The sequence below is a fragment of the Burkholderia sp. AcTa6-5 genome, assembly GCF_017815075.1.
GTDB classification, from domain to species: Bacteria; Pseudomonadota; Gammaproteobacteria; order Burkholderiales; family Burkholderiaceae; genus Burkholderia; species Burkholderia sola.
Genome location: NZ_JAGIQE010000011.1, coordinates 1 through 11442, shown reverse-complemented (window position 1 = coordinate 11442; position 11442 = coordinate 1). Strand labels below are relative to the sequence as shown.

At 68.2% G+C, this 11442-nt stretch carries 9 protein-coding genes and 1 tRNA gene; 8 read left to right on the top strand and 2 right to left on the bottom strand.

Annotated elements, in window-relative coordinates:
- Window positions 1-327 precede the first annotated feature (327 nt).
- The 6 genes from fdhE to J8I33_RS16345 all read left to right on the top strand — a co-directional run bounded on the left by fdhE (window position 328) and on the right by J8I33_RS16345 (window position 7339).
- Window positions 328-1263: a formate dehydrogenase accessory protein FdhE gene (fdhE, locus tag J8I33_RS16370; protein ID WP_209938141.1), complete on the top strand. Its 936-nt coding sequence runs from the start codon at window positions 328-330 to the stop codon at window positions 1261-1263.
- Between the two features lie 73 nt (window positions 1264-1336).
- Window positions 1337-2776 carry an L-seryl-tRNA(Sec) selenium transferase gene (gene selA / locus J8I33_RS16365; protein WP_209938127.1) on the top strand — a complete coding sequence of 480 codons (1440 nt, stop codon included), beginning with the start codon at window positions 1337-1339 and terminating at the stop codon, window positions 2774-2776.
- The gene (selB, locus tag J8I33_RS16360) at window positions 2773-4698 is read left to right on the top strand and encodes a selenocysteine-specific translation elongation factor (RefSeq protein ID WP_209938125.1); all 1926 of its coding nucleotides are present in this window, start codon (window positions 2773-2775) and stop codon (window positions 4696-4698) included. The genes selA and selB overlap by 4 nt, the downstream gene beginning before the upstream one ends.
- Window positions 4699-4730: 32 nt before the next feature.
- A tRNA-Sec gene (locus J8I33_RS16355) sits at window positions 4731-4826 on the top strand.
- Between the two features lie 733 nt (window positions 4827-5559).
- Window positions 5560-6048, top strand: coding sequence for an HrpB1 family type III secretion system apparatus protein (locus J8I33_RS16350; RefSeq protein ID WP_124593869.1), 489 nt, complete (start codon window positions 5560-5562; stop codon window positions 6046-6048).
- Window positions 6049-6202: 154 nt separating this feature from the next.
- Window positions 6203-7339 carry a hypothetical protein gene (locus tag J8I33_RS16345; RefSeq protein WP_209938123.1) on the top strand — a complete coding sequence of 379 codons (1137 nt, stop codon included), beginning with the start codon at window positions 6203-6205 and terminating at the stop codon, window positions 7337-7339.
- Window positions 7340-7495: 156 nt separating this feature from the next.
- Here J8I33_RS16345 and J8I33_RS16340 read toward each other — a convergent pair whose 3' ends face one another.
- Window positions 7496-8350 carry a formyltransferase family protein gene (locus tag J8I33_RS16340; protein ID WP_209938117.1) on the bottom strand — a complete coding sequence of 285 codons (855 nt, stop codon included), beginning with the start codon at window positions 8348-8350 and terminating at the stop codon, window positions 7496-7498.
- 198 nt (window positions 8351-8548) lie between these two features.
- The gene (locus J8I33_RS16335; RefSeq protein WP_209938113.1) at window positions 8549-10276 is read right to left on the bottom strand and encodes a hypothetical protein; all 1728 of its coding nucleotides are present in this window, start codon (window positions 10274-10276) and stop codon (window positions 8549-8551) included.
- A 283-nt stretch (window positions 10277-10559) separates the two neighbouring features.
- On the opposite strand from J8I33_RS16335, the gene J8I33_RS16330 reads away from it, so the two are divergent.
- Both J8I33_RS16330 and J8I33_RS16325 read left to right on the top strand, forming a co-directional pair.
- Window positions 10560-10865: a hypothetical protein gene (locus J8I33_RS16330; RefSeq protein ID WP_050011177.1), complete on the top strand. Its 306-nt coding sequence runs from the start codon at window positions 10560-10562 to the stop codon at window positions 10863-10865.
- A 19-nt stretch (window positions 10866-10884) separates the two neighbouring features.
- The gene (locus J8I33_RS16325) at window positions 10885-11244 is read left to right on the top strand and encodes an HrpB1 family type III secretion system apparatus protein (RefSeq protein WP_124593868.1); all 360 of its coding nucleotides are present in this window, start codon (window positions 10885-10887) and stop codon (window positions 11242-11244) included.
- The last annotated feature ends 198 nt before the right edge of the window (window positions 11245-11442 follow it).

The window sequence follows — 11442 nt, the reverse complement described above, 5'->3', positions numbered from 1 at the left end:
AGAGCGCCGATTCGTCGGCGCTTAGTTTGGGGGCTGTTTGCGCATGGAACGCGCATGCGAATGCCCGAAATCGCTCGCAGGGCAAGGAGCGAGGAGCGCCGTTTGGCCGAGCCAAACAAGTGACGAGCGACGCCGCCCTGTGGGCGATTTCGGGCATTCCCCTAAAATGGATAATTAGACACGGGTTGCCACGAGAAGGGCCGCTCGCCACGTTGCGCTCCTTGCGAATACGCCAGTATTCGCTGCGTCGCGCGCCTCGCGAGCGGCCCTTCTCGTGGCAACGCATGCGCGTTCCATGCGCAAACAGCCCCCTTGGAAGATATTTTCGTGACACAACGCATTCTGGAGCCGACCGAGATCTCGGCACTCGATCATTCGGCCATTCCGCGCTTTCGTCTGCCGGAGCGCGCGACCGCGTTCGCGGCGCGCGCCGCGCGGCTGCGCAAGCTTGCCGACCTGAACCCGATCAGCGGCTACCTGCGGCTGATGGCCACCGTCGCCGATGCGCAGCACGCGACGCTGCAGACGCTGGAGCTGCCGCTGCCGTCGAAGGAAGCGATCGCACGCGCGCAGGAACATTCGATGCCGCTCGTGCCGGCGCTCCACGGCGAGCGCGATTCGCGCTGGCGCGTCGTGCTGTATGAACTGCTCGACCGCGTCGAAAGCGCCGGGCTCGTCAATCCGCAGTTGGCGAAGCTGCTCGACCGGCTGCGGCTGATGGCGCCCGCCGAGCTCGACGCGCAGGCCGACGCGATCCTCGCGCTGCGCTTCGCCGAAGTCGACCCGGCCACCGCGCCGTTCCTGATGGCCGCGCTGCAGGTCGTGTGGACGGACCTCGCGAGCCGCGTGACGCCGACCGACGTTCCGTATCTCGACCAGCCAGGGCTGTGCCCGGTGTGCGGCACGCATCCGGTTGCGAGCGTCGTGCGGGTCGGCGGCCAGTATCAGGGCTACCGTTTCCTGCAGTGCGGGCTGTGCACGACCGAGTGGCACATGGTGCGCACCAAGTGCTCGCACTGCGATTCGACGAAGGGCATCGCGTATCACGGGATCGAAGGCGGCAGCGAAGCCGTCAAGGCCGAATCGTGCGACGAATGCAAGACCTATCGCAAGATCGGCTATCAGGAGAAGGACTACGAGTTCGAGCCGCTGGCGGACGATCTCGCGAGCCTCACGCTCGACCTGCTGATGAACGAGGCCGGCTACCAGCGCAGTTCGCCGAACCCGCTGCTGTGGCCGGACGTGTCGCGGGAAGCGGACTGAAGGCACGGGCCGGGGCGGTGCGCGAGCGTCGGCCCCGGCCGATTGCGAAGCATGAGACTGGAGCGATAACGACGTGACCGAACCGGGTGTGAATGAATTGAATGCCGTGCTGGCGCGTGTGCCGTCGGTCGAGCGCGTGCTGTCGTCGGCGCCGCTGCAGCCGCTCGTCGCCGACTATGGCCGCACGCGCGTGCTGAATGCCGTGCGGGCCGAACTGGCACGCTGGCGCACGGCCGCGCAGCACGACCCCGCCGCGGCCGAGCCGCTCGACGAGCCGCGCATCGCCGCTGCCGTCGCGCATACGCTGGCCGCGCAGAGCGCGGGCGCGGTGCGGACCGTGTTCAATCTGACAGGCACCGTGCTGCACACGAACCTCGGGCGCGCGCTGCTGCCCGACGACGCGGTGCGCGCGGTGGTCGACGTGCTCACGCGGCCCGTCAACCTCGAATTCGATCTCGCCACCGGCCGCCGCGGCGATCGCGACGACCTGATCGACGCTCTGCTGTGCGAACTGACGGGCGCGGAAGCCGCGACCGTCGTCAACAACAACGCGGCGGCCGTGCTGCTGACGCTGTCGGCGCTCGCGACGAAGCGGGAAGTCGTCGTGTCGCGCGGCGAGCTGGTCGAGATCGGCGGGGCATTCCGCATTCCCGACATCATGAGCCGCGCCGGTGCGAAGCTGCGCGAAGTCGGCACGACCAATCGCACGCATCTGCGCGACTACGCGGACGCGATCGGCCCGCGCACGGCGCTGTTGATGAAGGTGCACTGCAGCAACTACGCGATCAGCGGCTTCACGAAGGAGGCGACGCTCGCCGAACTCGCGCCGCTCGCGCGCGAGCACGGCGTGCCGGTCGCCGTCGATCTCGGCAGCGGCACGCTGGCCGACCTGTCGCAATGGGGCCTGCCGCACGAGACGACCGTGCAGGAAACCGTCGCCGCCGGCGCAAACGTTGTCACGTTCAGCGGCGACAAGCTGCTCGGCGGCCCGCAGGCCGGCCTGATCGTCGGCGATCGCGCGCTCATCGCGAAGATCAAGAAGCATCCGCTCAAGCGTGCGCTGCGCGTCGGCAAGCTGACGCTCGCGGCGCTCGAACCGGTGCTGCGCCTGTATCAGTCGCCCGAATTCCTGCGCGACCGGCTCACGACGCTGCGCCTGCTGACGCGCCCGCAGTGCGAGATAGCCGACGCTGCCGAACGCGTGCGCCCCGCGTTGCAGGCTGCGTTCGGCAGCGGTTTCGACGTGACCGTCGAGCCGATGTTCAGCCAGATCGGCAGCGGCGCGCTGCCGGTCGACCAGTTGCCGAGCGCCGGGCTCGTGGTGCGCTCGGCGGACGGCAAGCGCAGCGGCCGCACGCTCGCGCAGCTCGAGAAGCGGCTGCGCGAATGGCCGCGCCCGGTGATCGGCCGCATCGCCGACAATGCGCTGCGGCTCGACCTGCGCTGCCTCGAAGCGGCCGACGAAGCGGCGTTCGTCGCGCAATGCGCGCCGCTCGCGGGGCCCGCCGCATGATCGTCGGGACCGCGGGACACATCGACCACGGCAAGACCACGCTCGTGCGTGCGCTGACGGGCGTCGACACCGATCGCCTGAAGGAAGAGAAGGCGCGCGGCATTTCGATCGAACTCGGCTACGCGTATACGCCGCTCGACAACGGCGACGTGCTTGGCCTGATCGACGTGCCGGGCCACGAGAAACTGATTCATACGATGGCGGCCGGCGCGTGCGGGATCGACTTCGCGCTGCTCGTGATTGCCGCCGACGACGGCGTGATGCCGCAGACGCGCGAGCATCTCGCGATCCTGCAACTGCTCGCCGTCACGCATGGCGCCGTCGCGCTGACGAAATGCGATCGCGTCGATGCCGCGCGCGTCGCCGAGGTGCGCGACGAGATCGCCGCGTGGCTGCACGACTCGACATTGGCCGGCGCGCCGATCTTCGAAACGCGTGCGACCGTGGCCGACGATCCGGGCGTCGCCGCGTTGAAGCAGCACCTCGCCGACGCGGCGATCGCGTGGCGCGCGCGTCGCGACGACGGGCTGTTCCGGCTCGCGGTCGATCGCGTGTTTACGCTTGCCGGGCAGGGCACTGTCGTGACGGGTACCGCGTTCGCGGGCCGCGTCGCGACGGGCGACACGCTCGCGATCGTGCGCACGGGCGGCGCGGCCCGCGTGCGCAGCATCCATGCGCAGAACCGGCCGGTCGAGGGCGGCCGCGCGGGCGAGCGTTGCGCGCTGAACCTGGCCGGCGTCGACAAGGCCGACGTCGAGCGTGGCGACACCGTCGCCGACGCGCGGCTCGTCGCGACGTCGCCGCGCCTGGACGTCGAGCTGACGCTGCTCGCGGACGCCGGGCTGACGCTGACCCACTGGGCGCCGCTGCATGTGCATCTCGGCACGCTGCATCGCGTGGCCCACGTCGCGCTGCTCGACGGCGACACGCTCGCGGCCGGCCAGCGGATGCGCGTGCAACTGGTGTTCGACGAGCCCGTGTTCGCGCTGCCGGGCGACCGCTTCATCGTCCGCAATCCGCAGGCGACGCGCACCGTCGGCGGCGGCCGGGTGCTCGATCCGTTCGGGCCGGCCCGCAAGCGCCGCACGCCTGCGCGTCGCGCGTGGCTCGATGCGCTCGCGGCGTGGCTCGACGAAGGGCGCGTCGATGCGCTGCTCGCGCAGGCGCCGCTCGGCATCGCGCGCGCGACGCTCACGCATCTGACGGGGTTCGCGCCGAATGTGCTGGCGTTGCCCGGCGATGCGCTGGCGATCGGGCGACGCGATGCCGCGTCGAACGAAGGCGCGGTGATTTCGCATGCGCACTGGCGTGCGTTGCAGACGCGGGCGGTCGAGACGCTGCGTGCGTACCACGAGCGCATGCCCGACGAGCAGGGGCTCGACGCCGCGCGCCTGCGGCGGATGGCTGCGCCGCTCGCTGGCGATGCGCTGTGGCGCGCGCTCGTCGACGTGCTGGTGTCCGGCGGCGAAGTCGTGCGCAGCGGGCCGTGGCTGCATCTGCCGTCGCATTCGGTGAGCCTCGAGCCGCGCGAGGAAGCGCTGGCGCGGCAACTGCTGCCGCTGATTCACGCGGGGCGCTTCGATCCGCCGTGGGTGCGCGACCTGGCGCGCGACACGGGCGCGGCCGAGGACGCGGTGCGCGCGCTGTTGCGCAAGCTCGCACGGCGCGGCGACGTGCAGCAGGTCGTGCGCGACCTGTTCTATCATGCCGACGTCGCGCGCGAACTGGCGGAACTGGTCGCGCATCTCGCGCCGTCGCGCGGCGGCGGGCTCGATGCGGCGACGTTCCGCGATGCGACGGGGCTCGGTCGCAAGCGCGCGATCCAGATTCTCGAGTTCTTCGATCGGGTTGGGTATACTCGCTTCCACCGCGATCTTCACTACCTGCGGCCTGATAGCGGTTGGGTGGGTATTCAGGCGTAGGCGCTCGTCGTTCTTCGGTTTCTTTTTCCCACGGAAGGCATTCGTATCCGGTGGTACGGCTGGACTTCAAATCCAGTTGGGGGTGTCAGACACTCCTGGGTAGGTTCGACTCCTGCTGCCTTCCGCCAGTCATGGCTTTGCGCGCATTCCGGCGGCTTCTGCGGCTCCAAGCGATATGGACGAAGAAGCCAGAAACCGCCCGTCGCGTACGCGGCCGTATCAACGCAATACTCGACGCCGAAATGGTCTTGGGCCATCGCACCGGCGCGAATCCGGCGCGGTACGTCGATCATCTACAGCTTGTGTTGCCACGCTCGAAGCAGCGTTCGCACGTCAAGCAATCATCCAGCGCTTCCTTGGGAAGAACCGCCAGCGTTCATCCGTGAACTGAAGCAACGGCCCCGGCGGGCTGCGAGCGTTCTGCACTTGCTCATCCTGACATCATGGACTGCGCCTCCTGTCCGTGGTGATCGCTCCATTTCAGGAGCCGACTGCCTGCGGACGCTGCATCGGTCGCCGGTGGCGATTCGACGGGCACAGCCTGGCCGATGGCCGGGGTGTATCGACCGATGGCGGACCTTCTTCGACGCCGAGCATCGAGCAAATCCTCCGCGTTTCGATACACGGCGAACGATCCGGCCTATCGCACCGATCGATCCCATCGCCGCGGTCGGTTTTCTTCTCCGTGCTCGCTTCGCATCCCGATCGTTCCGTTCGCATCGCGTCGGCGAAAGCCGACCCGATACAAGAGACTAACCGCCAGGGGACGTCCACCGCACGAGCCGGCAGCAAGCGCGGCACGGCTGTGCGCGGCGCCGCCGTGCGCTTTTTGATTGCAGCACTCCAGCAGACGAGGACATCGTGACTTACACAGGATGCAGGGACGAGATTGCCGGCGGCCTAACCAAGGTGCTGTGGACGGCTTCGCAGCTCGACGACGAAGCCGACTTCGAGGATCTCCTCGAAGCGATCCGCGTGCTTTGGCCGAAATGGCCCGGGGCGGGGACGGTCGCCGCGTGGCGCTACGTCCGGCGCCAGGCATGGGGAGACGCGCGCCGCGTGCTCGAAGACGACGACACCGAAGCGAAGCGCTCGGGGCTTCATACCGCACTGATGGCGGTGTGTCTGTTCGGCCTCGAAGACCCGCTGTGGCACAGCTATGCGCTCAGCGCGGCCGACCAACGCGAAAGCATCGAGGGCGCGAAAATCGGCGCGCGTCTGCTCGAGCGTGCCGCCAAGCTCGACGTCGGCGTTCAAGCGCCTGCGTCCACCGACGCACCGGCGAGCACGCACGGCGTGCCGGCCGACAACGGCGGATTCTCCGCGTCGATGACGTGGGTCCGCGCATGAGCATCCGTTTTCACGTTTTCCGCGCGCCGGGCGATTCGCATTTCGATTGCAGCCTTCGCATCGGTGCGCTTGTAGCAGCGACAGCAACCTAGACTGACTTTGCTTCGTAGTACCCACGGTCACGCAAACACTTACCCGACAGGAAGAAAACATCATGAATCTGAACGTTCCGAATATGACCACCTACCCCACCGATCCGGCGAGCTACCTGCAACGGCTGACCAACGGTGCCTCGACGGGCTCGACGCAGGACGTGCTCAAGGATCTCATCGGCCTCATCAGCCAGTTGCTCAAGCAGATGCAGAGCGGGCAGAACGGGCAGAACGGGCAGGCCGGCGGCATGCCGGGCGGTGCGGGCGGCGCCGGCGGCATGCCCGGTGGCGGCGCGGGCGCAATGCCCGGCGGTATGGGGGCAACGCCCGGTGGTGTGGGAGCGACGCCCGGCGGCATGGGGGGCGCAGGCGCCATGCCGGGCGGCACCGGGGGGATGACGGTGCAAAACGCGGCGGGCGTGCTGGCCTCGTACATGGGGCAGCATGGCATCAACGCGTCGGACCCGAACACGATGTACAAACTCGCGACGAACGCCGACGGCGGCACGCCGCCCACGGTGCAGCAAGCGGCGCAGACCATGCTCGCGAACCCGAGTGCCTACCAGCAGATCGACACGCACGACGTGGCGGGCACCGACGGCAAGTCCGCGGTCGGCAATTTCCAATGGGCGGCTCAAGGCGGACTCGGCGCGGCGGGCAACGCAACGGGTGGCGCGGGCGGCGCGGCGGCGCAGCCGGGGACGACCGGCGGCTTGCCCGGCACGGGCGGTTTTCCGGCGAACACCAATACGCTGCCGACGACGGGTGGCTTGCCGACGACGGGCGCGACGGCAGGCTTCACGCCCGGTACGGGCGACCTCTTGAAGGACGGCAAGTCGCTGCAGATGGCCGATGAAGGCAAGGCGCTGGCCAACTTCAACGCGCAGGATGGCGCCGACTTCCAGGCCATGGAAAGCGCGTTGTCGCACGGCGACGGCAATGCCGCGGCGAAGACGCTCGCCAACGCGGTGAAGTCGGGCAAGCTGAGCCAGTCGGATGCGGCGGCGATCGGCGCGCAACTGCAGCAGACGGCGAACGCGCATGGCGGCGGCAAGATCAGCCACGACGCGAGCAAGGCGCTGTCGGATGCGCTGGGCGGCGCGAACGTGCTGACGCCGGGCAAGACGCGCGCCGCGGTCGCCTTCGAGAACATCACCGGCATTCACACGGGTACGATCGCCGGCGTCAGCACGAAGTAACGTCGCCGGCCGTTCCGGCGATCATCCCGATCGGCGACCCGAGCGGCCACCGATCGGGGGCTGCAGGAAGCGACAATCGACGACAATCGGCGGCCGCGCTGCGAAACACCGCAGCGCGGCCGCTTCGTTGTTTACCGGCTCAACCGATGTCCGGATTCAGCCCCCCATCTGCTGACGAAGGGACGCGTTCAGCGGGCTCCATTCGAGCAACGCGACGAAGCCGTCCTGCGCGGCGACCACGACCCAGCGCCGGTACTGATGCACGATCTGCCCGGGCTCGTACGTGTGTGCTTCCTGCCACGCGGTGGCGCGCCGCACGTGGACGGTCGTGCCGAAGAGCGGCGCGATCGATTCGACGTTCCCGCAGGCCCGCACGACGCGCATCACCTCGGCCACGGGCCGCGCGAAATCGATCGTGCGCTCGGCATCGGCAAGGCGCGGCCAGTAGCTGCCCGCGCCTTGCGGACGCCGTTCGTTCCAGAGCCGATCGAAGTCGCTGGCCCCGCGCGTGGCCAGCCGACGGGCGGCCATCAGCAGCTTCAGTTGCAGCGTCTCGTGCCATTCGTCGGCATCGAGCGGAAAGCATTCGGAATCGATGATGTCCCCGGTATCGAAATCGGCATCGATTCGATGGCAACTGATGCCCCACTCGCGCCGCCCCTCGAGGATGGCGCGCATGGCCGGGTACGGGCCGCGCCCGTCGGGCAGCGGTGACGGATGAAAGTTCGCCGCATGGCGCAGATAGGGTTGCCACGCCGGAATCTTCCAGTTGTAGCCGGCCACGATCAGCGCCTCGCATTGCCGTTCGGCGAGCCAGCGCAGATCGTCTTCGTCGATGCGTGACAGTTGCACCGGAATGCGCAGCTTGTCCGCGCGCTCGACGAGCTCGCTATTGAAGTCGAGCCGGTTGTCGACCGGAATCGAGTAGAGCGCCACGGGCTCCCAGCCGGCGGCCACGAACGCGTCGAAGACGACGCGCCAGCGATCGAAGCCGGCGAACGCGAATCGCATGATCGGTTCTCCCTTTCGCAGTGAAGGTCATGGCGGCATGGACGGCGATGACGGCCACCCCGCTTCACGGTAAGCGCGCACGGTGGAGGACAGCCCGCGCATTCCGAAGTTTCGTCGAGTGCCGCGAACCGGCAAATCAATCGCCGACTGCGTGCCGCGGCGACGGCGTCGCTATTGCGCCTGACGCCGCGCCGCGCGTCAAGACCTCAGCCCGAGGTTTTTCTTGATGGCGTCCTCCGCCGTCTTGGCGGCGGTTGCCGTGAGGCCGGGCTGCCCGATGATGTTGGCGATCTGTTTGAGCCGCTCGCTTTCGGTCAGCGGGGCGGCGCTCCGGCTGGAAGCCGATGTATCGCGCGGCGCCGGCGCTTCTTGCGGTTTTTCGCGCCGCGCGCGAGCAAGCTGCGAAAGCAGCAGCGCCGCTTCGCCCTTCGGAATGCCGCTGTCCGTCAGTAGCGTGTGCGCGGCGATCAGATCCCGATTGCGGCTCGCGCGCGGATGGTTGGCCACGATCGCGAGCGCTTGCCTGGCGCGTTGCGAGCCTGATGCATCGACTGCCATGTCGGCACCCGCGAGCGCCGCAAGCGAGGCTGGATCGAGGCGCCCGATGCTCCGGGTGACCATCGACAGAATGTGCTTGACCACGATGTCGCGCTCGGCATCCTTGTGTACCTTCGCCTTGTCTTCGGCGTGCATGCCCGAGATCAGGCGCTTGCCGAACGACGTCGTGCCGTTGGCATAGCGGCGTGCGTCGTCGTAGAGCGACGCATAGATACCCGCCTGCGCCTGCGGGCTGCGCAAGTCCGCGGGCAGGCCTTCGTCCTCCGGCCGCGCCTCCATGGCGCGCAGATCGACGATCTTCGCACGGCTCGTTTGCAGCGCCGCGCGCAGGCGCTCGTCCCGCGTCTGACCCGTGTAGTCGTGCGGGGCCAATACCGTGTCGACGTAGCGTTGAATCGTGGCGGCCTTCGCATTGCGCAGGTTTTGCCGTCCTTCGACAAACGGCTTCTTCAAATCGAGCGCTTCCTTGACCGCGTTGGTCAGGTGCCCGGATGCCGCGAGCGGCGCCAGCGCGCCGTGCGAGCCGCCTATGAGCAGCCCGCTTGCCGTCAGGCCGATGGCGGACGTGACCGACTGGTAGAGCGCGCCGTTACGTTGTTTGCCCTTGTTCTCCGCGATGCTCATGGCGGTCAATACGTCGCGGGCATGCTGCGTGAGCGGATGCGCGTCGTCTCGCGCAATGCGCGAGAGCTTGCCTTTGTCGTATTGCCATTCTCCGTTGCTGTTTTTCGTCAGCAGCAGGTTGTCGACCCGGTTGGGGATCGGCGCGCCCGGCGGGCATTTTTCGGGGTGCTCGAAGCGTTCGACGTCGGCGGCGAGCATCGCCTTGACCTTGTTTTCGTAACGGCTATGAATCGAATGCGCGGCGGCGGCGTTCGAGCCCGAGGCCAGCGCGTTCACGAGGTCGGTGGCGGGCGCCGCGTCGTAGCCGAACTGTCCGTGCGCGGCCGTCGATGCGCCGTTCAGGCCGTCTTTCGCGGGCCGCTTGGCGGCGAAGGCCGTCAACGTCATGCCTTTGCGGTTGACGCCCATCGCGTGCGCGAAATCGGCGAAGCGCCGGCCCTTGCCGCCGGCACCCGGCACGAATGCGCCGATGTCGTCCACCCCGGGCTTCTGCGCCGCGATAGCCGCCGCGGGCCGGGGAGCAGCGGGCGCAGCGGGCGCGGCGGGCGCGGCGGGCGGGCCTTCCGCGCACGGGCGCTTGCCGAGGCTGCCGAGTTCGTCCATGAGCGCGCCGGCACTTGCGCGCCGGGTCGGCGCCGGCGCGGGTTTCGCTCCCGTGGAGGGGCCGGGGTCGCTCGGCGTGCGGGTGAGGGCGGCGGATTCGATCGCATGCGACCGGAACTGGAGCTTGGGTGGGGGCGCCATGATGTTCTCGACCAGGAGACAAGATGGACTGGACTGTGCGGGCCGGTCATGACACTCCCGTGAACCGCGCGAAGCATCGTCCGGATTGGCGAAGCGGGTTCGCGGCGGCATGCCGCCGAGCCGGCTCGCGGGTGTCGCTCATTCGGTTTTCGCGGTGCGGCTTCGCGCGCGCGAACGCTTTCGCATCCGCATTCATTAGATTGGAACGAGGGCCGCCTTCACGCGGTTCGGTGTCGCGCGTTTCATCGAACGCGCGTTTCGTTCACGATCAAGGAGAAAACGAATGAGCTTCATCGGCAATATTGTGAAGAGCGTAGTCGGGGATGTCACCAAGGCTGCCGGGGGTGTCCTCAATGGTGTCGGCAACGCGCTGCACGGCGCGGCGACGTTCGGCAAGGGGCTGCTGAGCGGCAACCCGAAGGAAGCCCTTGCGGGGGCGGGGGCCATTGCGAAGGGCGGGCTCGAGGCGCTCGAGGGCGGCACGGCGCTCGCGGAAAACCTGACGCCGGAGGGCGCCGCTACCGCGCTCGCGTTGGCGGGCGGCAAGGAGGCGGTGCGAACGCTGACCTCAGGCACGGGCGCAGCCTGATGCACGGACGGTGACGAGCATGATGGAGCTTCTTACCGAACTGCCGGCCGATGCGCCGGCCATCGCGCAGGCGATCATCGAGCATATCGAGGCCAACGAGCTGGACGAGGCCGAGGCGCTGCTGGCGCGCATGCACGATGTCTACCCCGAAACGCGCGAGGTGCACGTGTTCGCCGTGACGATCGCGTTGGTGCGCGGGCGTCCGCACGATGCGTGGCAGATCGTGAACGGATTGCCCGACGATCGCGCGCCCGAACTGAAGGCAATCTGTCTGAAAGTCCTCGATGATCCGTCGTGGCATGGCTATGCGACGGCGCACGAGGACAGTAGCGATCCCTACGTGCGCCTTGCCATGCGGCGCCTGCTCGAAAGAGACTGATGGCCGCTGCCGGGGCCTTCGGCCCCGCTCGGCGAATCCCATCGCGTCGTTTCCCTCGAATCCGTGTCGTCCATGTATTGCCGATGAGCGGCGTTGTCGCGCGGCGGAAAATGCCGGGCAAAAAAATGGTTCATCGCGGGAAACCGTGGAGCGTTTGAGGGGGATTGCGTAATCTGACGCCTGACTTTAAAGACGTCA